Genomic DNA, 25218 nt, shown 5'->3' with positions numbered 1-25218 from the left:
CCTCTCAGAACCCCTAAGGATCATCGCCTTGGTAAGCCGTTACCTTACCAACTAGCTAATCCTACGCATGCCCGTCTTATACCGATAAATCTTTAATATACTAACCATGCGATCAATATATACCATGGGGTATTAATCCGGGTTTCCCCGGGCTATCCCCCTGTATAAGGTAGGTTGCATACGCGTTACGCACCCGTGCGCCACTCTCATGTCAACCGAAGTCAACAATCCCGTTCGACTTGCATGTATTAGGCCTGCCGCTAGCGTTCATCCTGAGCCAGGATCAAACTCTCCATTGTAAAGTTTGTTTGGCGTCTCTGATATACCTACTCACGTAAACTATACCAAGATCGCCTGTTGTCTCTGTGGCTCGAAGAAATTACTTCTGTTTTTATTTTTTGTCTGACAATACTTCAAAGAACTTAGTCCGACCTCTTATACCCCCTTTCGGAGCAGTCAACCGGCTTGTCCAAAACGCTCCAAAACACCCTTTCTCTGATGTCTTTTCCGTTTGGGTTTGCAAAGGTAGAAAAAATCCAACCCCAAACAAACTTATTTTAATCTTTTTTCAACGATCTCCGGATGCATTCGCCAACTCATTCCGTTTCCCCCCGTTTGGGATCACAAAGATGAACGCTTTTTTTTGGTAGGCAATAGAGTTAACACGAAAAGATTTGGAAAAAGTTCAATGTAGCTGGAAATCAGCCGGTAAATTTTATAGAAAAATCTACCTGGCACAAACGGCTAATACTTGAACCCCGGAATAGCCCGGTCGTGCTTTTTCCCCAACTTGTAATTCCGAAAAGTATACCTCACCGATACCTCATGCGCACCCCCGGAATTCCTCCACCCAAGCCTGGAAATGGTGAAATCATAACTGTACCCTACCTGTAGGTCATTCGGCAAAGAAAACCCCATCAGGGCAATCAACGCTTCGTTATTTGGCAACGCATGTTTGGTAGGCAACCCCCTGTACCAAAATCCGAAAATCACCGGTGCGTAAAACAATTCCGCCCCAAGGTCCAATTGATCGAACACGCCCTGTCGCCTGTAATTAAACGCCAGGGAAAGGGTTCGTTCCTGCAGGGTGTTGTTTATGACATCGCCTATTGCGTTACTGAACACGTCTAAAGTAACTCCCCCATGGACGGAATACCGAATCGGAAGCCTGTTTTCCTCCATTTGCAAAAACGATGTGTAGGGCCGCGTCAAATGGTGGGCCGCAACTCCCAGCCAAAACTTGTCGTCGTAATAGTACAGTCCCGCATTGATATCCTCATGACTTCGCTGACTGACATCCGTTACCCAGTTAACCCCCTCTCCTACCACAATCCCCCGGTCTATATCCAACTGCGTGCCTAGGACAATACTCTCAACGTTCACATTTCTGTTTACAAAGCTGGCCTGAAAACCCGCATGCAAGAACCGCTCTTCACCCAGCCGTACCCGATACGAATAGCTCAGGCCAACATCGATGTTTTGCAATTGAGCGAAAGTATCCCGGGTGCCGTTTGCAATAACGCCGATACCACTGTTCCGGTGATCAATAAAGTGATCAAAGTAGGCCGAAAACGTATTAAAACTATGGTCCAACCCTGGCCATTGATTCCGGTAATTCATGCCCACCCGGGTCCATTCGGTGCTTCCGGTAAATGCCGGATTCAGGTAAATAGGAGCCGCGTAAAATTGCGAAAATTGCATGTCCTGTGCAAACAGCTGCTGGAAGCCCAGTATCATAATCAAAATTACCGATTGTCTAAATGCTTTCCTCATCTGATTAACAGGAATTTACCAGATCGGGATACCTTTTCCCCTCTGGTGGTTTCAAAATCCGCCCGGTAAGCGTAGGTTCCGGGAGGCAATGGCTCACCATTCAGTGTGCCATCCCATCCATCTCCATTCATGTCTGTGGTTTGAAACAAAAATTCTCCCCAGGGGCTAAATACCTTTAGATCCATGGATGCTATACCTTTCATTTTAGGTATAAAAAACCGATCCTCGGACCGGGTCGGTGTGAAACCGGTAGGAAACATCACCCGGTAGGTTCTCCGGATAGTTATCGTCATTTGATACGTGCTCTCACAATCGGGACCTGTCCCGACGGTCAGCGTCACCAAAAAATCCCCCTTCTCCCCAAAAACATGTGCAGGGGAACGCTGATTGCTTACCGTTCCATCCCCGAAATCCCACTCCCAGCTTCTCGGGAGACCCGCCGATTGGTCTAAAAACCGAATTCGGTCATCCGCAAGGATTCCATCCGGCGCTTCTTCTTTGAGACCTGTAGCGTTTAATACATAATCAAAGGCAGCTTCTAGCGGCTCGTCAGGCACCACCACCCGGAAGGTAACCGGGTTCGACCAGCAATCGAGTTCCTTGGGTTTTACCCGTAAAAGAAAGACGCCTTCGGTAGCGATACCTGTAATGGAATCGTTTTCAAAAATCTCACCCTGTTCGGATTCCATTTGGTAATCGTAGGCTTCCCCATCGTAATCCACAATGTATTGGCGCATATCGGGGAATACCTCTGGGTTGCAAATAATTACCGTCGGTTCGATTTCCAAATCCGGAAATTCCGGGAAAAAAACCTCCGTGGTGTCGGTTAGCAACCGGCATCCTTGAAACGAGGTCACCCTTCCGGAATAGCGCCCTGGGTTCGTGACAACGAGTTCGGGACTCGTTTCCCCCGGGAGCGGTGCACCATCCAAAAACCACTCGAAAGCAATCAATGGCTCTACCGAATAAACGCTCAGAATGATCTCTTCGTCCGGACAAGCTTCCAGCCGTTGCAGGGGCAAATCGTTCACCATGAGGGTGATGGGCTCGGGGGCCGTATATACCTCCAAATTGACCAAACTCCCCTCCGATGTTTTGCCGTAATTGTCCGTGACTGTGTAATAGGCCTCAACCTCGCTACCCGTAAAGCCCTCGCTGGGAGTGAACGAAAACTCACCAGCCTGCCCCAGGTACCTGAACGTACCCGCCTGCAGTTCGAGTACGCCTCCTGTATCCCCGCAAGATCCTAGCAGACACGGATCGGAGATCTGGTTCGGAATGTCTTCCTGCGATGCAAAAAACCGAACACAGGCAATGCGGGAATCTTCATTGGGTAAGTTGATATTTTCTTCCGGTAACTCCAGGAAATTCTCCTGGCCCAAACAAACGATTAAATCCTCCACAGGTTCCGTGGTTGGAAAAGTGAGTTGGTCTTCATCCGCCACCTCCACCAACAAATTCCGTATTTCGTGGATGTTTGTCTGCCCTCCCGTGGACGCGGCAAATCCGATTTTCAGGGTCTCGGGAGCGGGAAAGGCATACCGCACATTTTCCAGCAGGCTGATCTGTCTCGGATTACCCCGAACTGTCGTGAATATCATTTCCACATCCAGCATAAACCCAAGTCCAGACTCATGCGGTGCCAATTTTACCAAAACCTTTCGGTACCCTGGGGAATCCGAATCCGTAACACGCCGGGTGCCGATACCGCCCGAACTGATGGGGAAGCGCTGATCGGCAGGCAAACCATTTTGTCCACCTTCATTGGTCTTAACACCTGCAATAAACGGATACCCGGTACTGCCCTGTCCCGGCCCACGCACCACGATGCTGTTGGGGTGCAGGAGGTTCTCCTGCCCCGGAAACCCTCCCGATTTTCCGCTTGAGGTATTTCCAAAATTCCCGAAACTATCAAAACCGATCCCCATATAGGCACGGGACAGACCCGTTGTCCCCTGCCGGGGAGCATACCCAAGGGAACCTCCAAACCCACCGGGAGAGAATCCATTCGTTGATCCATCGAATAAAAAAACCGACAGACCATCCGCTCCGTCTCCGCCGTAACTAAAATATTCAAAAGACGCTTTTACGCCAAACTTGGAGGAAAAAGGAACGTCGATGTACACGTACCCATTTTGGTCCATGACCGCTTCGGTAAGGCGCAATACCCCGTCAAAAAGTTTTGCGGTACCCCCCAGTACGGTTTGCTGTCGCTCTATTTCTCCCTGAAAGGACTCGCAATACGGAAAACCCTGCTGCCCAAAAACAGGAACGCAGCGAAGGGCAATACTGAGCAGGAGTACAAATGCATTTATCTTGAACATGCTTTAATCCGGATAGGATAGGATCACAGAAAGGATCTTTGGCTCGTTATACCTACCCCTTCTATGCTGATAAGCCATCCGGACAGCAAAAGGTTTTACGCTTCCTTCCGTTAACCCATCCAAAACCAGGGTAAATCAAGATCCGGTATTAAGATAGGCAAATAAAAAACAAATCAAAAAAGGCTTCTTTTATTCGGTAAAAAGAAGCCTTCTTTGATTGAATTCGCGCGAATTATTTGAGAATCGTTTTTTTCCGGTCCGGCCCCACCGACACCATGGTAATGGGTACTTCCAGTTCGCCTTCCAGATAGTCCACATAATTTCTTAATGCTTCGGGAAAATCAGCGTAGGTAGTCACCTCCTGCAAGGAGCAATTCCATCCCTTCAGCCGATGGTATATCGGCTTCGCATCCTGATCCGATCCGGTAAGTATGAGTCGATCGGTATGGGTCCCATCAGGGAGTTCGTAGCCGGTACAGACCTTTATTTCCTCAAAACCATTCAGTACATCCGCTTTCATCATGAAGAGCTGGGTGACCCCATTGATCATGATGGAATACTTCAATGCAGGTAGGTCAAGCCAGCCACAGCGCCGGGCCCTGCCTGTTGTGGAGCCAAATTCATTGCCTTCCTTTCTCATTTTCTCCCCGTCTGCATCAAACAACTCCGTCGGGAAGGGTCCGCTACCCACACGGGTACAATAGGCTTTAAAAATTCCAAACACCTCTCCAATGGACGTAGGGGGAACGCCCAATCCCGTACAGGCACCGGCCGTCATGGTACTGCTACTGGTAACGAAGGGATAACTCCCAAAATCTATGTCCAGGAGGGCTCCTTGTGCTCCTTCTGCCAGTACTCTTTTTCCGGATTTCAGCGCAGCATTTACCTCAAACTCGGTTTCCACCAGTTGCAGCGACTTGAAAAACTCCACGGCTTCAAAGAAATCGGCCTCGAGGGCAGGAAGATTTTTCAGGCTAAATTGGTAATAGTCCAGAACGGACTGGTGCCGTTGCACCAATTCGGTGTATTTTTCCTTAAAATCGGGAGAGAGCATGTCGCCTACCCGCAGTGCCATCCTGCCGATTTTGTCCTGATAGGTAGGCCCAATCCCTTTGAGGGTTGACCCGATTTTTTTGTCTCCTTTGGATTTTTCGTACGCAGCATCAAGCAGTTTGTGGGTAGGCAAAATGATCGTAGCCTTCTTTGAAATGGTAAGATTCTTCTTAAAGTCAATGTTGAATTTCTTCAGGGCTTCAATTTCTTTTCTCAAGACCACCGGGTCCAATACCACGCCGTTTCCGATAATATTGTGGATGTTTTGCCTGAAAATTCCGCTGGGTATTTGATGCAACACATGTTTGATACCATCAAACTCCAACGTGTGTCCCGCATTCGGACCTCCTTGAAACCGGGCCACGATTTCATAATCCGGTGCCAGGTAATCCACTACTTTTCCCTTGCCTTCGTCACCCCATTGGAGACCTAAAAGAACGTCCATTTTCATTATCGTTATAAAATAAGTATCTAAGTCTTGTATCAAAATTTGCCGTGAAGATTGCCAGTATTGTAAAATTTTACAACTTCCGGGTGCATTTTATTCGGAATAAAAAAACGCTCAGACCTAACTGGATTGACTCAATGCTTCTTCCAAAGAGTCGTAAACGGTAAAAATATTATTGAGCTTGGTGATGATTAACAGCTTTTTGACATGTTCGGAAGGAGAGGTAAGGTACACCTCTCCGTCTGCATTTCGCACCTTTGTAAGAATCGTTATCAATACGCCAATGCCACTGGAGCTAATGTACCGAACCGCGCTGAGGTCCACGATACAGCTCCTGATCCCCTCTTCTAACCCGTCCGAAACGATGCCAACCAACTGCGGACCCGACTCGTCACCTATCAAATCTCCTTTAATTTTTACTACCAATGTTTTACCCTGCACCCGGGACTCAAATTCTGCTTTCATGGATTAGCGTTTAGTAGTGGTTTTTTCGGGTTGTTTTCCTTTTTTGAATTCGCAATTTTCATCCGTACAATTTCCATATAATAATAGGGAGTGATGGATGATGTTAAAATGAAGGACTTCTCCTACGGTATTTTGAATGTTTTGAATGCGGGGATCACAAAATTCCTTCACTTGGTGGCACTCCGTACAGATGAGGTGATCGTGCTGCTTGTAGCCATACGATTTTTCGTATTGTGCCAGGTTTTTGCCAAACTGGTGTTTGGTTACCAGATCGCATTCTACCAATAAGTCCAGGGTGTTATAGACGGTGGCACGACTGACCCGGTAATTCTTATTTTTCATACTGATATACAAGCCTTCCACGTCAAAGTGGCCTCCACGGCTATATATTTCCTCCAGAATGGCGTACCGCTCCGGTGTTTTTCTCAGTTTCTTGTTTTCCAGGTAGGCAGTAAAGATCTTTTTTACCTTTTCGTAAGGACTTTCAGTTGAAGCCATACATCGCTTTTTTTTACAAATATACAGTTCTTATTTGAAAAAGGCTGCTTTCCCTGCGCTAATCAAAGCGGGAGACCTTCAGCACACCCTGTACACGGGAAAGGTTGTCGATGAGTTTTTCCAAATGATTTGTACTATGGACGTACAACTTGATGCTGCCTTCGAAAATCCCGCTGTCCGAGTCAACCGTGATGGAGCGCATGTTGACCTTCAACTCGTTCGAAATGACTTTGGTAAGGTCGCTAATCAATCCCACGCGATCGGTTCCAACGATCTTTAACCCCGCCAAAAAGGCGATCTGCTGTTGGCTGGTCCATCGGGCTTTAATCACCCGATTTCCGTGATTGGACAATAGCTCCAGGGCATTCGGACAAGCCGTACGGTGAATCTTAATCCCTTCATTCACCGTCACAAATCCAAAGACATCGTCTCCCGGGATCGGGTTACAGCATTTAGCCAAAATATAATCCACCACGTCCATGTCCTCCCCAATCAACAGCTGGTCGTGGTCGGGACCCTTTAGATTTTTAATCTCCTTGGTAAAGGATTTTTCGTCCGTCACGTGAAGCAGCGGACTCTTTCTGGATTTCTTTTTTTGCTTAAAATCCCGAAAACTCTTGATCGCTGTCGGGTCAATGATCCCCCTGCCAACTTTGTAATAAAACTCAGAGGTGGTCTTGGTCTCGAAAAATGCCCGGAGCTGTTCCACTATTTCCGAAGAAAAATCGATTTTCATCTGCTTGAGCTTTCGTTGGACGATTTCTTTTCCGTCCATCATGTAGCCTTTTTTCTCTTCCTTCAGCGCGTCTTTGATCTTTGCCCGTGCCCGGGAGGTCACCACCGACTTCAACCAATCTTCTGTAGGCTTTTGTTTATTAGAGGTAAGAATTTCTACCTGATCGCCATTCTTCAGTTTGTGTCCGATAGATACCAGCTTTTGGTTGACCTTGGCGCCGATGCATTTGGCACCGACTTCCGAGTGGATTTCGAAAGCAAAATCAAGCGCGGTTGCTCCAAAGGGAAGCACCTTCAGATCCCCTTTCGGAGTAAACACAAATACTTCGTCCTGAAATAAATTGCCCCGGAAATCATCCATAAATTCGATGGCCGAGCCGTCGTTGTTTTCCAACAAGGTCCGAACCTGGGTAATCCATTCGTCAAGGCTGCCCGCAGCCTTTTCCGGTGCATTCTCCTTTTCCTTGTATTTCCAATGCGCCGCATAGCCCCGCTCAGCTATGTCATCCATGCGTTGGGTTCGAATCTGCACTTCCACCCACTGCCCGGTCTGACTCATCACCGTGGTGTGCAGGGACTCGTACCCGTTGGCTCTCGGCGTACTTATCCAATCCCGCAGCCGGTCCGGATTGGGCCGGTAAAAATCGGTGACCGTCGAGTAAACCTGCCAGCAGTCAGCTTTTTCGTTTTCGTAGGGCGTGTCGATGATGATCCGAATGGCAAACAAATCAAACACCTCCTCAAAGGGGATGTTTTGGGACTTCATTTTATTGTAGATGGAATAAACCGACTTCGGTCGCCCCTTGATCACAAAGGTAAACCCCTGCTCCTGCAATTCCTTTTCTATCGGAGCGATAAAGGTCTTGATAAATTTGTTTCTGGACAGGCGAGAGTCCTTTACTTTCTTGATGATGAATTCGTAGGCCTCCTTATCCATAAACTTTAGGTGCAGATCCTCCAATTCGGATTTAATGGAATACAAACCCAATCGGTGGGCCAGGGGCGCGTACAAAAACTTCGTTTCAGAGGCGATTTTGAGCTGCTTGTGCCGGGGCATGGATTCCAGGGTCCGCATGTTGTTTAGCCGGTCGGCCAACTTTATCAAAATTACGCGAACATCATCCGATAAGGTGATGAGCATCTTTCGGAAATTTTCCGCCTGCTGGGAGGTGCCGTAATCAAAAACTCCGGCTATCTTGGTCAAGCCATCGATGATTTGCGCCACCTTTACCCCAAATTCCCGCTCGATATCGTCCAACTCAAGATCGGTGTCCTCGACCACATCGTGAAGCAAAGCAGAGATGATGCTGGTCGTTCCAAGACCAATCTCTTCCACACAAATCAACGCGACTTCCAAGGGATGGTAAATATAGGGCTCTCCCGACTTCCTCCGCATCTCCTTGTGCGCCTCGTTTGCTACATTAAATGCTTTTTTTATCAATTTGGCATCGCCAGATTTCAACAAAGGCTTCGCAACCCGCAGTAATTTGCGGTACCGTTTGAGAATTTCCTTCCGTTCCTCTTCTACATCAACTTTAATCATGTGATACAAGTTATAAAATTAATCCGGTCCAGAGAATCAAAACTTAAAGTAATATTTTAATTTTTTTAGACCAACTTATTGAAACTTTAAAATTGATGATTACCTTTGCATCCACATTTAAAAATACGGGTATACCGGTAAACGGCAGGATACCGGAACTATCGGGGCGCAAACGCTTCTGCTTATTACACACGGTAATAAACGTACAAAGAAAAGTCACCTTTACATGCGGATGTGGCGAAATTGGTAGACGCACTAGACTTAGGATCTAGCGCCGCGAGGCATGGGGGTTCGAGTCCCTCCATCCGCACAACCTTGAAAATCCCTCGATCTTGATACGCTGCCTTTTGGTACATCAGGATGGAGGGTTTTTGTTATTGGTAAACATTAAACAAATATCCCTTGGAAATTACATTAGACAAACATGCAGCCAATGAAGCTTCGGTCAAAATAAAATTGGAAGAGGCGGATTATCAACCAAAAGTTGATGCCAAGATAAAAGACTATGCCAAAAAGGCGACCATCAAAGGGTTTCGGCCCGGTAAGGCTCCGTTTGGTATGGTAAAAAACCTCTACGGCACCTCTGTTTTGGTGGAAGAGATCAATGCAATTTTGTCCAAGTCCCTCAACGACTACCTGAAGGAGCAGGAATTTGAAATCCTTGGAGATCCCCTGCCAAAAGAGGACGAAACCGAATCCATCGACTGGAAAAAGCAAAAGGAATTCGAGTTTGCTTATAAAATTGGCTTTGTAGAAACAATCTCGGTTAACCTGGACCAAAAACTCGAAGCCAAAAATTATACGATCACACTTTCGGATAAGGAAGTCAACGAAGCCCTGGATAATATCAAAAAACAGTACGGTAAAATGACCAATCCGGAGGAAAGCGCCGAAAGCGATTTCTTGTACGGCGATCTTAAAGCAGAGGACGGCAGTTTCGAAGAAACGCTTTCCCTCCCGCTAAAGGAGATGGACGGACGTTCTGTTAAAAAATTTATCGGTGTAAAAAAAGGGGATATCATCAGCTTTGACCCATCCAAGGCCATCAAAGGGGACCTGGCGGAGGTCCTGAACATCGGAAAGGAAGAAGCGGAAAAACTACAGGGGGATTTTACCTTTACCGTACAAAATATCAACCGCACCGAAGAGGCAGCCCTGGACCAGGAACTGTTTGACAAGGTGTTTGGCCCCGGTCAGGTCGATTCCGAGGAAGCTTTTCTGGAGAAGATTAAAACCATCCTCACGGAAAACTACCAAAAAGAAGTCAAAGTCTTCAACGAGGAGCAACTGAAAGAAAGCTTGATAAAAACCCATCCACTGGACCTTCCCGAATCATTTTTGAAGGAATGGTTGGTACGTGCCAATGAAGGCAAATTCAGCGAAGAAGAGGTGGAAAAAGAATTTCCCGCGTACGCCAAACAACTGACCTGGTCCCTGCTATCCAATCAAATCGCCAAGGTAAACGAGATCAAAGCAGAACACGAGGACGTGATCGAAAAAACAAAGGACATGATTCGAGAGCAACTGGCCTCCTCCGGTATGGGTTCTCAATTGGAGGAAAACATGGACATGTTTTTAGAAAACTACCTTCAGGGAAATGAGGGAAAAAATTACATGCAGATGCTCACCGCCGTTCAAAATGAAAAGGTACTTGATTTCGTTCGGGAAAAGGCGAAAATCAAAGAAGAGAAAATCGGCGTCGAAAAGTTTAAAGAACTTCTCGAAAACTAATTACAGAAATTATTTGTTCATAAAAAGTCCTTTTGTAAGGGCTTTTTTTATTTTTGTATCCGTTCAATAAAAAAGGTAACGATGAATAAAGAAGAATTTAGAAAATTTGCCGTCAAAGGCCAGGGAATTAGTGGAAATACCTTTGACCAATATACCCATTCCGTAGAAAATATGACCCGGGCGGTGATCGAAGAGCGGCCCACAAACTTTCGGGAAATCGATGTTTTCTCCCGATTGATAATGGACCGAATCATATTTTTGGGGACTGGAGTAGACGAGCACATCGCCAATATCATTACAGCGCAGCTTCTGTTTTTGGAATCGGTCGATTCCAAGAAAGACATATTGCTCTACATCAACAGTCCGGGTGGATCGGTCTATGCGGGCCTAGGGATCTACGATACCATGCAGTACATCAACCCCGAAGTTGGTACCATCTGTACCGGATTGGCCGCCTCCATGGGTGCCGTATTGTTGGCCGGAGGTGCCGCAGGCAAGCGTGCCGCCCTGCCTCATTCCCGGATCATGATCCACCAGCCATCCGGCGGGATGCAGGGGCAATCCAAAGATATGGAAATCACCGTTAAACAAATCCTAGAATTGAGAAACGAACTGTACGAAATCCTGGCCCAGCACAGTGGCAAAAGTATCGAACAGATTGAGAAAGACTCAGACCGGGATTACTGGATGCGGGCTTCCGCTGCCAAAGAGTATGGCCTGATAGACGAAGTATTGACGCGAAAAGAAAAAGAATAACTGAATGGCTCAAGTAACGTGTTCCTTTTGCGGCAGAAATAAAAAAGACGTAGACCTGATGGTCTCCGGTATTTCTGCCCATATCTGTAATTATTGTATCGAACAGGCATTCCAGATTTTGGGAGAAGAGGATAAAACCAAAAAACAGTCCAAAAAACCCAAATTCAATTTAAAGAAGCCAAAAGAACTGACCGCTTACCTGGACGAATACGTCATCGGTCAGCAAGAGGCAAAAAAAGTGCTGACCGTTGCCGTGTACAACCATTACAAACGATTGGGACAAAAAGAGGATAAGGAGGACGAAGTAAAAATCGAAAAATCCAACATCATCATGGTGGGCGATACCGGTACCGGAAAAACCTACCTGGCAAAAACGCTGGCAAAAACACTGGAAGTACCTTTCTGTATTGCCGACGCCACCGTACTTACCGAAGCTGGTTACGTGGGCGAAGATGTGGAAAGCATCCTTACCCGTTTGCTTCAAGCGGCCGATTACAATGTGGAAGCCGCTGAGAGAGGCATTGTTTACATTGACGAACTCGATAAAATTGCCAGAAAATCAGACAACCCTTCCATAACCCGTGATGTCAGCGGAGAAGGCGTGCAGCAAGCCATGTTGAAATTACTGGAAGGCACCGTGGTAAACGTACCCCCCCAAGGTGGGCGAAAGCATCCGGACCAAAAAATGATTTCGGTCAACACCGAAAACATTTTATTTATCTGTGGCGGTGCGTTTGATGGGATCGGAAGGCATATCGCCGGCAGGTTAAATACCCAGCCGCTCGGCTTTAGCAAAAAGACCGGTGCTGAGGCAATCGACCGTAACAACCTGTTGCAGTACGTGACCGCTCAGGACCTGAAAGCGTATGGCTTAATCCCGGAACTGATTGGTCGACTTCCCGTCATTACGCACCTGGACCCGCTGGACAAAGCAACCCTTAAGCGAATTTTGACAGAACCGAAAAATGCGTTAACCAAGCAGTACATCAAGTTGCTGGCCATGGAAAACGTAACCCTCACCTTTGAGGAATCTGGGATCGATTTTATTGTGGAGAAAGCCGTGGAATTCAATTTGGGAGCTCGGGGCCTTCGGTCCATTTGCGAGGCCATCATCACGGATGCCATGTACGAATTGCCTTCCGAAGAAGGAGAGCAAACCCTGGTCATCGACCTGGAGTACGCCAGTTCCCAATTTGAAAAATCAAAATTCAAGAAGCTTCAGGTCGCCTGATACCTTGGTAGGCTACTGACTTTCATAAAGCCTCCCGCCTACTCGGGGGGCTTTTTTGTTGCGAAAAAAAAATGGATCAGAAAATCTTGCGATAGGAGTGCCTATCGGTGGGCAACTATTATTTGCTTGATGCCCCTAACCCAGACAGGGAACGATAAATCAATCCCGCTGTCTCCCGGGATGCCGCTTTGGTACCGATCTTCTCCAACATGGCTTTATACCCCTGCAATTGGGCCTGCCGTTTGGGGCCGTCGGGAAGCAACACCTCCAATTCCCTCTTTACGGTTCCTGGCGAATAATCCCTTTGAATGAGCTCCTCTACCAATCTAGCCCCGGCAATCAGATTAACCAGGGAAATAAATGGCACCCGAATCAATCGTTTGGCAATGGCGTAGGAGATGCCGCTGGTCTTGTATACGACCACTTGAGGTACCCGAAACAAAGCCGTTTCCAAGGTCGCCGTTCCGGAGGTCACCACCGCTGCGCGGGCGCGGTATAGGATATCGTAGGTTTGGTCAAAAATCACCTTTATTCCGGCGGCAGTTGCCTTATCGTACACGTCGGCGGGCAGATTCTTTACTCCAGCCACTACCCATTCTACTTCGTCAAATTCGGATTTTAGGGCAATCATGGTTTGCAGCATCTGGTGGATCTCCTGTTTCCTGCTTCCCGGAAGCAGTGCGACCAGTCTTTCAGCGCGGATTTGGTGCCTCTGCAAAAAATCGGGGTCGGGCTGGAATTTCTTCTTTTCGTCCAAAAGTGGGTTCCCTACGTAGGCCACCTCCCAATCAAATTTTTTGAAAAATTCGGGTTCAAATGGCAAAATGCAATACAGGTGATCGACGTACTTTTTTAGCTTCAACGCCCGGTTTTGGTTCCAGGCCCAGACCTTAGGAGCAATGTAATAGTGAACAGGTATCCCCTGCTCGCTGGCAAACGCCGCCATCTTCATATTAAATCCACCAAAATCAACCAGTATCAAGGCATCCGGCCGGTGTTCCAGCAAGTCTGCCTTAATTTTATTCAGGTACTTCACTACCCGCCGGAAATGCAGCACCACCTCCACAAAGCCCATCAGCGCCATTTCCCGGTAATGGGCCGTCAGCAGGCAGCCCGCCGATTCCATATAATCCCCACCCATGCCCCGGAATTCGGCATCCGAATCTACTTGTTTCAACCAGTGAATCAAGTTGGACGCATGCAGGTCTCCGGAACGTTCGCCGGCGATAATATAATAGTTCAACGGACTGGGATTTATTGGTTCTAATAGGGCTTATTCCCCATAATATTCGACAAAATTACGCGGCGTTTCGTACAGGGTAAGCTTGTACAAACCTCCTTCTTTGACCAGTTCATCCACCAATGGCTGCAATATTTTCCAAAATTCCATGACCAGGTTTTCGCAACTGGCCATCTTTCCAGCCATAAAAGGCACGTCCACGTTCAGGTTTTTATGATCAACCTTGTCAATTACCTCCCGGCGTATCAGCGTACTCAACTGCTTTAAATCCACCACAAAGCCGGTATCTGCATCGGGCCTACCCTTGATGGTAACGATCAATTCAAAATTATGCCCGTGCCAGTTTTCATTGGCGCAGGGGCCAAAAACAGCCTTATTTTTCTCTTCGGACCATTTTGGATTCCATAATTTATGGGCTGCGTTAAAATGTTCCTTCCGACAAACGTGTACCATTGTTTCTATTCGATTTCGGCCACAAAGGTACATAAAAAAGACACAAAAACATTCCAATAACCCATGCGAAACCTTCGAATCACAGGTCGGCAAGGCAGACACTCCCGTTGCCAGTTGCCCTTACTCCTTCAGCACTTTGAAGGTATGCACTTCCTTTCCTGCCCGGACCTGTACCAAGTACAGACCAGCCGGGTAGGCAAAATCCATCAGGTACTCCATTCCATGGGCCGTTTTGGCAAATTCATCGCGGAACCGCTCCCTGCCAGTTGCATCAAAAAGAGCCACCGCCACTTCACCCCTGAAATCGTTGTGCATGAACAAAGACAACCGCTCGCCTACCGGATTGGGGCCCAAAGCATAGCCCGCTCGTCCGGAAAAGGTATCGTCCCCCGTGCTGGACACAACCACCAGGTCCGAGATCCGGTTGCACTGATCGTCTATCACGGTCACCTGATAGCCTCCGCCATCCTCCACGAGTAAAGACCGCTCGGTGGCGTTGGGGACCTTGACTCCATTGTTGTACCATTGGTAGGAAGCGGCCGGAACCCGCGAAGTAAGCTGAGCCCCATTGGCCACGATTTCCGGTTTCCGCAGGGAATTGGGATTGACGGTAATGCGTCGTTCAAAGGTGGTCTCGCCCCCCGGCCCGGCGATTTCCAACCGCACCAAATAGGTTCTGGCATTGGAAAAAATAAAGGTAGGCTGTGCGGCACTGGAGGTGCCAAACCCGGCAAAGTTCCAGCGGTACCGGTTAATGCTGCCTTCTGAGAGGTTAATAAATTCAGTCACCCCTCCAGCACAGTTAAATTGGACGTCAAAATTAGCAAAAAGCACGTTTTCGCAGCGAATATTGCTCCAATTGGCCGCGTTGACGACAGAAGATTGCGGGTCCAGATTTATCACGGCATCGCCTTGCAGGTCCACGTTTTCTACACTCAATCCGTCAAAGCAGTACTTTCTGTAGGGATTGTGAATCAGGGTCGCTTTGCCGGCAGACTGGATCCGGGTTTGCGCGTTCAGACCGCCCGAATGACTGATCGTCTCTGCGACGGTAAAGGACTGCCCCTCGGAAAGAACCAATCGGGCGCCACTATTCAATGCCAATACTTCCACCTGAGTATTGTCCTGCAGTACCCGCGTTTCTCCGTCCAATTCGAGGGTTTCGATCAATCCGGCGGCTCGTAGCTCCAGCAGTCCGCCGTTGTTTTTTAAGTGTCCTAGCGTGGTGGCAGCACCATCTTCAAACACGCCGTTTTCTCCGGTAAATACCAGATCCAAACCGGGTTCGATGCTGGCGCCCGGGAGGCTGCGGAAGTCTTCGCCAAATTCTATGGTCTCCAGATTACCCCGAAGCCCGGCATCGGATCCCAGATCAATAGAGCGTACCGAAAGCGTATCCATTGCAAAATCGACGGTTGCCGCTTCTATGCGCAAACTGCTGGGGCGGGGCATGGACAAAATGCGCCACTGCCCCTGCTCGAAGAGCAAGTCAATGTCGGTAAATGTCAATTGACCAAAATCCAGGATGTTTTCGTTTTGATCCGCACCTTCGAATCGAATTTGTCCATTCCGCAACTCGGTCAGGTTATTGCTGGATCGGAATCCGTTACGCACCCGTAGCTCATTTTGGTCCAGATCAAGCACCCAACCGCTATCACCAAAAATATTTAGGCTGAAAACGTCCGTCTCCCTGCCCAGGGCAATTCTTCCTCCCTCGATGGGGCGATCGATGACCACACGTGTACCGGCGTCCGGGATCCGGTTAGCGGCTACCCCATCACTACTCAGGGACCAATTACGGGGATTGTCCCAGTTACCATCGCTGCCAATCCAATACAAAGTACTGGACTGTCCTCCGGACACCCCCGCAGAAAACACCAAACTGAAGGGCTGTAGTCCATTGGTAAGGGTTCCTTTATGGCTTACCCGAAGGGTGTAGCGCTGCGGTGCAGGGTTAGTAACCTCAATCTGCTCCACATTGTCTCGGAAGTTATCAGTATCATTGGAAGCGATCGCGCTGGACCCATCCCGGGGATCGAGCGTCCAGGGAAAATAGGTAGTCCCATCTTCGCCAATAATTCGTAAATCCAGGTCATTGACCAACATCAAATTGGTGGGGTTTAGGCTGGGTGAGGGGGGCGACCCCGCAGGATCGGTCCAGGCAATGGTTGCTTTGATGGGTTCTATTCCATTGGAAATAAACTCAAATTCGTATACCTCGCCCTGCCGCAGGTCCCGCTCGCGGATGACAGTAGAACTGCCATCTTCGTCGATTATCATCCGGGCTGCGGCTGCGGCGTCGAGCAGTCCCCAGCCAAACATGTAATCCGGACCGGGATTCATACCGGCTTCTTTTGTGGTTTGGATAGCCAGTGCTTTCACCGTTGAAGAAAGCATGTACCGACCGGCATTGCGGTCTCCGTAAAGCTCCTGCAGCAGTAGCAATGAACCCGAAACATTGGGCGCAGCCATGGAGGTGCCGCTCAAACTGGCATAACTGTCACCATTATTAGCGTCCAAAATGGCCGAGCTAAACACGTTGACTCCTTTTCCTACCAGATCGGGTTTGATCCGGCCATCGTCCACCGGGCCCCAGCTGGAAAACGAACTCATGATTACGTCTCTGGGGTCGGTGTATTCCCCCAAGAGGTTGGCGGCACCGACAGTCAGGCTGTTTTTCGCTACCCCTTCCGGACCAATCGAATCATCGGGACCGTCCGAGTCGCGGGAACCATCCCCTACATCCGATCGGTCGTTTCCTGCCGCCCAAACAATCGTGTAATAGGGCTTTGAAAACGATAGTTCGTCGATTTGTCTGGATTTGTTGGAATAAAAACCGAAGCGATAGTCCTCGTTTGGACTGACGCCCTCGTTACCTGACCAGGCCCAATTGTTGTTGCTATCCCTGAACCAGCCCGTCAGGAATCCATAGGAATGGTTGGACACCAGGTGCCCTTGCGGATTGAGTTGGGGGTCATAGCTATTTTGGGTCATTTTAGAAATGTCTGCATCCCAGTTAAAGGCCCATCCCGTTGCCTGATTGGCCATCCCTCGCGCGTTTCTGTTGTTTCCGGCTGCAAGAATGGTCCCGGTAACGTGGGTGGCGTGATTACTGATTTCCTCGGTAGACCCGTCAATTTGGGTGACCCGATTGCCAAATTCGTTGTGGGAAGCCTTTGGACGGGTCTGGTCATAGATGCCAATCACCATGTCCGCTCCTGCAAGGCTAAGCCCCAGACTTCCGCCCTCCTGCAAGGCATTGGTACCCGTAGCCGCTGCAGCGGCCAGGTTGTGCGTGGTATAATAGACCGGATGATCACTTTCGTCCAGGTATTGAAAAACCGCCATTCGCTGATCGGCAAGCCGTATGCGAACCGGAATACCCAACTGCTCGGCAAGGGCAATCTTCTCCGCAGGGCCCAAGCTGTACTGCTTCACATTTTGCTGCAACCTCTGAAATACCTCGGTGCGGACTTTCTGTAAACCTCCCTGGGTATCTCCCGTATTCTGGGCGACAACCAACCCTCCCGCGAATAGGAAAGCGATCAAAATGAGCGTTTTTTTCATCTGATTTTCTACAAACGTTTCTGATGATTTCATCAGGCTTCTGTTCTCTTCTTCATTGCTAGCAGCCGGCTATTCCACCACCCGGGTCAGGGTCGTGACGCCGCTCTCCTCGGATTCCTCCGTTCTCCAACTTATCCGAATGGTGCCGTCTTCGTTTACCCTTCCCGTACCATTGAAGGTGTCTCCACCAAAGACCAGATCGGGTTGATCGGTGATGGTGATCTCTCCACATAGCTCGGTAAACACGGCCGGATTGTCTTCCGCCCCGAAGGTTTGGGAATACACTCCGCCGGTGATGTCCGAAATTCGGTAAGTAAACGGCTCCAACTCGGTAATCGTCACTTCGTAATTGACGGTTCCTCCCGTACCCACCGTAACGGTACTGTATGTGCCTGCCAGGTCGGATGGGCAGGAAAGCCGAATCTCAATGGTCAATTGGTTGTAGTTGGTGCTGATTTTCGTTTCTCCGGCATCCAGAATCCGAAGGACCAGGTTAGGCGTCTCTTCGTTTGCCAGATTACCGGTCAGAATTTCAAGCGGCACGTCTACAAAGCTGCTATTGGCAGGAATGGTCACCTCCGGGTTGCTCAGGCGGTAATGCACGCCCTCCACGGCCGTGGACGTGGGATCGACTCCCAGCAATAGATTAACCGGCTGATCCACCTGCGCGCCGACCAGATTCACCCGCACAACCTCCTGATCCACTTGGGTATCGTTTAGTTTGGTCATGATTTTCCGGATGGTATTGTTGGGGCGGGAGGCATCTTCAAATTCTACTTCCATGCCTTCCCAGACAATCGTAAACCCGGATTCATCCATACAGGAAGAAATCCAGGAAACCATTCCTAAGAGTAACACGCATCCGACGATTCGTTGTAAGGTAGCCATAGCTTAATATCCCGGGTTTTGCTCAAGGTTTTCATTCAATTGAATCTGGGACAAGGGTAGGTTGGCCAGAATCCGGTAATCGGTGTAGGGAACTTCGAGAAAATCTGCATGTTTGCTTATATCTCGGCCGTTTCTTTTCAAGTCGAAAAAACGATGGCCTTCCAGGGCAAATTCCAGCCTTCGCTCCAGCAGGATGCGGTTGAGCAGGGCTTCTCCGGACAGTAAATTGTCGATCGCTCCCAGTCCGCGTTTGGATCGGAGGGCATTGATGTCTTCCCGAGCTCCTTGTGGGTTGTTTTGGTACCTGGCCTCCGCACGGATCAGGTACAGCTCGGCCGCACGGATGATTGGAAGGTTTTCCAAAAAATCCCCCTTGTAGCCGGTCCATTTTCTACTGGCGTATACCGGGCCCTCGATGCCGTCCCGGGTGGTTTCCCTCCAGCATTCGCGGCGCACGTCTCCCGTTTCGTAGGCGGCCATCAATTCATTGGAGGCGCCGATGATAAACTGAGCGGCTGGTTCGTTGTCGGAGACCAGGGAATTCAGGCTGTTGTTTACGCCGTCCACGCTGCTCCAGTCCACCTGCCGCAGTTCCAGTTCAAACAGGGATTCCGGATGAGGTGCCCGGGAAAAACCCTGCACGTACTGCCCGGCTTCCAGCAATCCATCCCCGTTGGTTCGCAAACCGAGGAGATTCATGGCCGAAGTCGCTGCTGCCTCTGCGTCCTCCATTCGCCCCCAATAAAGGTAAAGACGAGCCAGCAGCGTGAGGGCTGCTCCGGTATTGGCATAGTACACGCCATCGGAGCCGATCGGAACGGCTCCCACCAGCGGGATGGCAGCCAATAAATCCCGCTCGATCTGCTCGTACACCTCTTCTACCGTGGACCGGGTCCGGAAATCGGCATCCGAAGCCACCAGGGTGGGCTGCAGTCGAAGGATCGGCCCCAAATCGAAGCCATTCACTTCCCTCCCGGGCTCGTAGCCGTAGACCCGGCACAAATCAAAGTAAAACAAGGCCCGCATAAAGTAAGCGTCCCCCTTGATAAAGGATTTCTCTTGTTCTTCTCCAGACACCGACTCGTCGTCGATGGTTTCGATGATCAGGTTGGCGTCGTTGATACCGCCATACACCACGCCATTCCAAATGGCAATGTGGTCCCGATCCCCGTTTGCTTCTTCGCCCTGGTATCGGCCAGAATTGGCCACCAAGCGCAAGTTATCCGCTAAAATCTCCGGGGCAATCATCATGGTTTGGCCGTAATAGCTGAAGCTAGTGGCCCGGTTATACATGGAATTGGCCACCGATTGATAGCCGGACACGTCGTTGAAAGCCACTTCCGGGGTCAGGCTCTGCCTGGGGGTGGTATTCAGATCGGTGCAAGCCAACAGGGGAAGTGCTGCCAACCCCATCGAAAAGCATGTTTTTATCATCTTCTTCATCATTCCTGTCAAAAGGTAAGGTTGATTCCTGCGGTAATTTGCCGGGCTGTGGGGTAGGTTCCGTAGGTATCTCCGATGGAATTCACCTCCGGGTCCAGGCCATTGTATTTGCTTAAGGTCCAAAGGTTAAGCCCCTGAACAAATACGTTCATTTCGTCAATTCGGGCTTTGGAAAGCAGGTTTTTTGGCAGGTTGTAATTCAGCGTTACCTGCTTGAGCCGAATGTAACTGCCATCAGAAATTTGTTTGGTGGAAAACTGCTGGTAGCCCGAGTGTCCGGGAACCCGCCCCCCTTCGTAGGGCTTCGGCACGTTCGTGATTTGTCCCGGCACGCGCCAAAAAAACGATTGGTCCACGGTCTGATTGTCCTGACCGATGGATCCTGCCTGCGCCAGGTTGTACAAGTCCTGGTTGAACGCCAGGTTTCCGTATTGGTATTGGAAAAACACTTCCAGACTTACGGGGCCATACGCGAAGGTATTGGATAGCCCGCCGAAATTCCAGGGCAAGGCACTGCCAATGTATTTCAGGTCGTCGTCTGAGACCAAATAGGTGTATTCCCCGTTCTCATCGAAATACATGGGAGCTCCATTCGCTGGATTTACCCCCGCATACTCGTAGGCATAGTAAAAACTAATAGGCTTTCCGACGATCAAGTCATTCCCCAGCCGGTCCAGCCCCTCGTAGAGTTCCAGCAATTCGTTGGAAAAAATGGAGGTATTGAAAGCCGTGCTCCAGCGGAACTTCCCCCAGACCACGTTGGTGGTTTGTAAATCAAAGTCGATCCCCTGATTACGTACCTTTCCTGTATTTCGCGTGATGGAGCCAAAGCCGGAATCGATGGGAAGCTGCGTCTCAAACAACAAACTTTGCGAATCTTTCCGCCAGACATCCACTGTTGCGATGATGCGTCCGTTGAACAGGGTGGCGTCCACCCCGATATTGGTAGACACCGATTCTTCCCAGGTCAGCCGGTCGTTTCCTAACTGCACAAAGCGCAAGGCTCCTCCCCCCAGGTACTGCCCGGCCGAACCCACCAGCGTACGCGATTCAAAATTACCGATGTTGGAATTTCCTGTGATCCCGTAGGAGGCCCGGAGCCGAAGGTTATCCACCCAGCGGGCATTTTCCATAAACCGCTCCGAAGACAGGCGCCATCCGGCCGACACGGCACCAAAATTACCCCAACGGGTATTGGTTCCAAAGCGGGACGATCCATCGCGGCGGACCGTCAGGTCAAAGGTGTATCGGTCGTCGTAGTCGTATTTGGCCTGTCCGAAGAATCCGGACCGTGCGTACTCGGTGTAAAAACCTCCCACCTGAAACGGCTGTGCCGCATTCTGCAGGTAACGCAAAACCGGATTTGGAAATCCCCTACCCGTTGCGGACGTATTTTCCTGGGTTTCCATCTTGTATTCGTAGCCCAATATGCCCGAAACCGTATGCAAGTCCGCAAAGGTTTTGTTAACGTTGAAATTGGCATTCGCATTGGAATTGACAATCCGCCGGTCCACGAAGGTAGAAGATCCACCGTAACTGGCAAAAGCCGGAATGGTCGAAGGACGGTTATTCTCGTCCCGGTTATCGGAAAAATCAAGGCCTCCGAAAGCAGTAAAGCCCAGCCAGGGAAGAATCTTGTACGTCATCTGCAGATTGGATACCGACTGGTAGCTGGTTCCCGTCCGAAGCTCCTGCCGGACCCCTTGCACGATGTTGTACCCAAAAAGATGTTCGGAAGGATATTCCGCAAACGTCCCGTCTTCGTTGTAGATCGGGACATTGGGACGGGAAACGTACCCGGCCACAAAGGGACTGTTCACGAAGTTTCCCCGATCAATGGTTCCATTGGTGATTTGCCTGGAAAGGGAAAGATTGACATTGATGTTGAATTTTTCGTTTACATTATGGGACAGGTTCATCCGCCCGGTGGTTCGGGAATAATCGGACATGATGATTTGCCCCTCGTGGTAGGTATGGGATCCGGAAATAAAAAATTGCGTGCGGTCGTCTCCACCTGACAAGGACAGATCGTACACACGCAGCCGGCCCTCCCGAAAAAGCGCATTCACCCAATCGGAATTCTGAATATCGGTATCACTGGGGCTTCCAAAAATAGATTCGGCATCCCGGGGATTGAGTCCGGCGTTGATATAGGCCTGCCGCTTGATAGAGGCCAGTTGGTTGGCATTCATCACATCGTAAAAGCCTAGCGGCTGCACCAAGCCCTCCTGTGCAGAGATCCGCACTTTTGTTTTTCCTTGTTTTCCGCGCTTGGTGGTGATCAGCACCACGCCGTTTGCTGCCTGTGCCCCGTAGATGGAAGCGGCTGCCGCATCCTTAAAGACCTCAATGGATTCGATATCGTTGGGATTGATGGAGGCAAGGGCATTTTGAGGACCCTGTCCGGAAAGACCTCCCGATGCTATCTGCACCCCATCCACGATATACAGCGGTTGCGTGCCGGCGTTGATCGAGCCCACCCCGCGAATCTGTACGTTCAGTGTTCCACCCGGCTGCCCCGAACCAGCCGTGACCTGCACCCCGGCGACCCTTCCCTGCATGGCCCGATCAAAGGACTGCATGGGAAGATCCTGAAAAATCTCTCCTTTGACTGAAGCGATGGCGCCGGTCACTTCCCGGCGTGTCTGATCCCCATAGGCAGTCACCACTACCTCCTCCAGTGAGGTCACATCGGGGCTCAGCGCCACATCGACCTGACTGCGGTTTCCGATCGTCACCGTCTGGGCTTGCAGCCCGATAAACCGGAAAACCAGGGCGTTTTCTCCTTCGAAGACCTCAATTTGATACCTGCCATCGATATCGGTGACCGTACCGGTGTCGGTACCCCGGACCATTACGGTGACTCCGGGAATCGGCAAACCCGCTTCTGCGTCCGTCACGGTGCCGGTCACCGTCCGGCTACTTTGCGCCTGAACCCGGAAAACAAGAGAAAGGAATATTAATACTAGTGGTAACGCTTTCTTCATCATACATATTGAGGTGAACAGTCAACCAATTTACTACAAATTCCATGGATATTCCAAAGCATGTAGTAAAGATAAGACGTTGATGGGGCGGATTTACTGACATATAAACGTGTAAAAAGCCAATCGGTTTATGAAAATCCGTTATTTCTGGACCACCTTACCGAATGATCACCTCAATTCTCCGGTTAAATGCCCTGTTTTCTTCGGTATCATTGGGTACAAGGGGGGCCGAAGACCCCATCCCACGGGTGGCTATGCGGGATTCCTCGATTCCGGATTCCAGCAGAAACTCCTTCACCTCCACCGCGCGTTGGGTACTCAAGGTGAGGTTGTAGGCATCGCTGCCGACGTTGTCGGTATGACCCGCGATGGTAATGGAAACCGCAGGATGCGTTTCTAAAAAGGCAACGAGGCGCTTCAAGGAGCTGATCGACGCTGGCTTTAGCTGGGTATCGTCAAAATCAAAAAATACGTTTTCAAACACAAACCGATTGCCTGAGGAAATGGGTTCCAATTGGATCTCCAGGTTCTTTTGGTTTTTCAGGTTATCCCGGTCCACGTTGTAAATGCGGGGTATGTACCCTTGCTTTTCTACGTAAAGACCAGAGAAAGACTTGTCTGGATAAATCATCGTAAAGGTACCCGCTTCGCCTTCCGATCGAAACGTATACAGCGTACTGTCGTTTTCCAAATTGACTAGCGAAAGCACTGCCTCCACCGGTTCCCCGGTTTGCTCGTTGAGCACCCTTCCTTCGGTCACAACCAGGTTTTCCCCCAGATCGATTTCTTCGGGGAAGTCAAACCGGTACAAAAACGAACTGTCCGCCTTGCCTTGATGGTAGCTGTTTTCGGTGTAATAGGCATAATCCTTCTGTGCCGTAATGAACAGCGCCAACTGATCTTTTTGGTCGTTGATGGGGTACCCCAGGTTTTCTGGCGGACCAAATCCCCTGCTGCTGTAGCGACTGATAAACAGGTCCTTCTTTCCGAAACCCTTGTGCCCGTCCGACGCGAAAAAAAGCACGGTATTGTTAAAAAATACAAACGGTGACACTTCGTCCCCTGCTGTATTGACGGGCTGTCCGAGGTTTTCCGCGGGGGACCACTGCCCCGTACCGTCCCTTTTCGAAAACCAGATATCGTTGCCTCCCTGCCCCTCGGGTCTATTGGAAGAAAAAAACAGCATACCCCCATCGGCCGACAGGGAAGGCTGGGAGTCCCAAAAGCGTGAATTGACATTCCTTCCCATATTTCGGGGTTTTTGCCAGGTACCATTTACCCGCTCGGTGAGGTACAAGTCGCAACTTCCAAACGAATCCGGTGTATCGCAGGAAGTGAAAATCAGCAACCTGCCATCGGCAGAAATAGTACAGGTACCCTCGTTGTACCGGGTATTGATGGACAGGGATATGGGTTCCGGTTCCGTCCAATCCCCCTGATCCCGGTTGGAAAAGAAAATATCTTCGTGGTCACGCGCGGACATTCCATCCCGCTTGGTGAAGAAAATCCGTTTACCATCTGCTGTCAAAACGGGGAAATATTGCAATTGAAACCGATTAAGTGGCGTAGGTAATTTTTCCTTGTTCAAGGACAACGGATTCCGTATGCCTTCTTCGATCATGCGAAACTGCTGCATTTTTTCCCGATAGGCCTCCGAATTGGTAAATTCTTCGGTGAGATACGGCGAACTCTGCTCCACCGCCTGTAGGGCTTCTTCAAAATGCCCCATTTCCACCAATACCTGGCCCTTCAGCCAGGCCAGCCTGCCTCTGAATAGGTCGCTATCCTTGATCGCCAGTCGGTTTTCGGCCAGGCCCACCACGTCCAGCGCCTCCCCTGACCTGCCGGTACTCAGCAGGGTCTGGACGTGCCGAATATAGGCCTCGTAAAAATCCTTGCTTCGCTGGTACGCATCCTGGAATTTACCCGCGGCCTCGCCAAATTGCTTTCTGCTGAGAAAAGATTCGCCTTCTTCGTAATACCCAATGGCCCGTTTGTCAATGATGGAATACGTCTGCCCCCGTACCTGTAGGCAGGCGGTAAACGTGAGCAGGAAAAACAGCAGGACCTGGCGCATCATCGA

Annotated in this window: 16 protein-coding genes, 1 tRNA gene and 1 rRNA gene; 4 read left to right on the top strand and 14 right to left on the bottom strand. The window is 49.7% G+C overall.

Annotated elements, in window-relative coordinates:
* The 7 genes from BMW71_RS21645 to BMW71_RS21615 all read right to left on the bottom strand — a co-directional run.
* A 16S ribosomal RNA gene (locus BMW71_RS21645) occupies positions 1-299 on the bottom strand; the annotation flags it as partial.
* Between the two features lie 445 nt (positions 300-744).
* Positions 745-1773 carry a PorP/SprF family type IX secretion system membrane protein gene (locus BMW71_RS21640; protein ID WP_244891266.1) on the bottom strand — a complete coding sequence of 343 codons (1029 nt, stop codon included), beginning with the start codon at positions 1771-1773 and terminating at the stop codon, positions 745-747.
* Entirely contained in the window at positions 1770-4097 is a 2328-nt protein-coding gene (locus tag BMW71_RS21635) for a PKD domain-containing protein (RefSeq protein WP_092178620.1), read from the bottom strand. Before BMW71_RS21635 ends, BMW71_RS21640 begins: the two co-directional genes overlap by 4 nt.
* A 232-nt stretch (positions 4098-4329) precedes the next feature.
* Complete coding sequence (locus BMW71_RS21630; RefSeq protein WP_092178619.1) at positions 4330-5601, bottom strand: adenylosuccinate synthase; 1272 nt, start codon at positions 5599-5601, stop codon at positions 4330-4332.
* A 117-nt stretch (positions 5602-5718) separates the two neighbouring features.
* The gene (locus tag BMW71_RS21625) at positions 5719-6063 is read right to left on the bottom strand and encodes an STAS domain-containing protein (protein ID WP_092178618.1); all 345 of its coding nucleotides are present in this window, start codon (positions 6061-6063) and stop codon (positions 5719-5721) included.
* A 3-nt stretch (positions 6064-6066) separates the two neighbouring features.
* Positions 6067-6561 carry a Fur family transcriptional regulator gene (locus BMW71_RS21620; RefSeq protein ID WP_092178617.1) on the bottom strand — a complete coding sequence of 165 codons (495 nt, stop codon included), beginning with the start codon at positions 6559-6561 and terminating at the stop codon, positions 6067-6069.
* A gap of 58 nt (positions 6562-6619) precedes the next feature.
* Positions 6620-8839 (bottom strand): RelA/SpoT family protein, encoded by a 2220-nt coding sequence (locus BMW71_RS21615; protein WP_092178616.1) that lies wholly within the window; start codon positions 8837-8839, stop codon positions 6620-6622.
* A 228-nt stretch (positions 8840-9067) separates the two neighbouring features.
* Here BMW71_RS21615 and BMW71_RS21610 point away from each other — a divergent pair.
* From BMW71_RS21610 to clpX, 4 genes are all read left to right on the top strand, one after another.
* A tRNA-Leu gene (locus tag BMW71_RS21610) sits at positions 9068-9149 on the top strand.
* 92 nt (positions 9150-9241) lie between these two features.
* Positions 9242-10570 (top strand): trigger factor, encoded by a 1329-nt coding sequence (gene tig, locus BMW71_RS21605; RefSeq protein WP_092178615.1) that lies wholly within the window; start codon positions 9242-9244, stop codon positions 10568-10570.
* 81 nt (positions 10571-10651) lie between these two features.
* Positions 10652-11326: a ClpP family protease gene (locus BMW71_RS21600; RefSeq protein WP_092178614.1), complete on the top strand. Its 675-nt coding sequence runs from the start codon at positions 10652-10654 to the stop codon at positions 11324-11326.
* A 4-nt stretch (positions 11327-11330) separates the two neighbouring features.
* A complete protein-coding gene (gene clpX / locus BMW71_RS21595; protein ID WP_092178613.1) occupies positions 11331-12557 on the top strand; it encodes an ATP-dependent Clp protease ATP-binding subunit ClpX in 1227 nt (408 codons plus the stop codon).
* 118 nt (positions 12558-12675) lie between these two features.
* On the opposite strand, the gene lpxB is transcribed toward clpX, so the two are convergent.
* The 7 genes from lpxB to BMW71_RS21560 form a co-directional block, all read right to left on the bottom strand.
* Positions 12676-13800: a lipid-A-disaccharide synthase gene (lpxB, locus tag BMW71_RS21590; RefSeq protein WP_092178612.1), complete on the bottom strand. Its 1125-nt coding sequence runs from the start codon at positions 13798-13800 to the stop codon at positions 12676-12678.
* Between the two features lie 30 nt (positions 13801-13830).
* Complete coding sequence (locus BMW71_RS21585; protein WP_092178611.1) at positions 13831-14250, bottom strand: 6-pyruvoyl trahydropterin synthase family protein; 420 nt, start codon at positions 14248-14250, stop codon at positions 13831-13833.
* 120 nt (positions 14251-14370) lie between these two features.
* Positions 14371-17850, bottom strand: coding sequence for a S8 family serine peptidase (locus BMW71_RS21580; protein WP_244891265.1), 3480 nt, complete (start codon positions 17848-17850; stop codon positions 14371-14373).
* 36 nt (positions 17851-17886) lie between these two features.
* A complete protein-coding gene (locus BMW71_RS21575; protein ID WP_092178609.1) occupies positions 17887-18705 on the bottom strand; it encodes a DUF4843 domain-containing protein in 819 nt (272 codons plus the stop codon).
* A 3-nt stretch (positions 18706-18708) separates the two neighbouring features.
* Positions 18709-20151, bottom strand: a complete 1443-nt coding sequence (locus BMW71_RS21570) for a RagB/SusD family nutrient uptake outer membrane protein (protein ID WP_244891264.1) — start codon at positions 20149-20151, stop codon at positions 18709-18711.
* Between the two features lie 5 nt (positions 20152-20156).
* Entirely contained in the window at positions 20157-23138 is a 2982-nt protein-coding gene (locus tag BMW71_RS21565; protein WP_244891263.1) for a SusC/RagA family TonB-linked outer membrane protein, read from the bottom strand.
* 154 nt (positions 23139-23292) lie between these two features.
* Positions 23293-25215 carry an OmpA family protein gene (locus BMW71_RS21560; RefSeq protein ID WP_092178607.1) on the bottom strand — a complete coding sequence of 641 codons (1923 nt, stop codon included), beginning with the start codon at positions 25213-25215 and terminating at the stop codon, positions 23293-23295.
* Between the last annotated feature and the right edge of the window lie 3 nt (positions 25216-25218).

This window comes from Cyclobacterium xiamenense (assembly GCF_900109255.1).
Classification (GTDB): Bacteria; Bacteroidota; Bacteroidia; order Cytophagales; family Cyclobacteriaceae; genus Cyclobacterium; species Cyclobacterium xiamenense.
The sequence above is the reverse complement of the archived record's forward strand: the minus strand, read 5'-3'. Positions and strand labels throughout refer to the sequence as shown.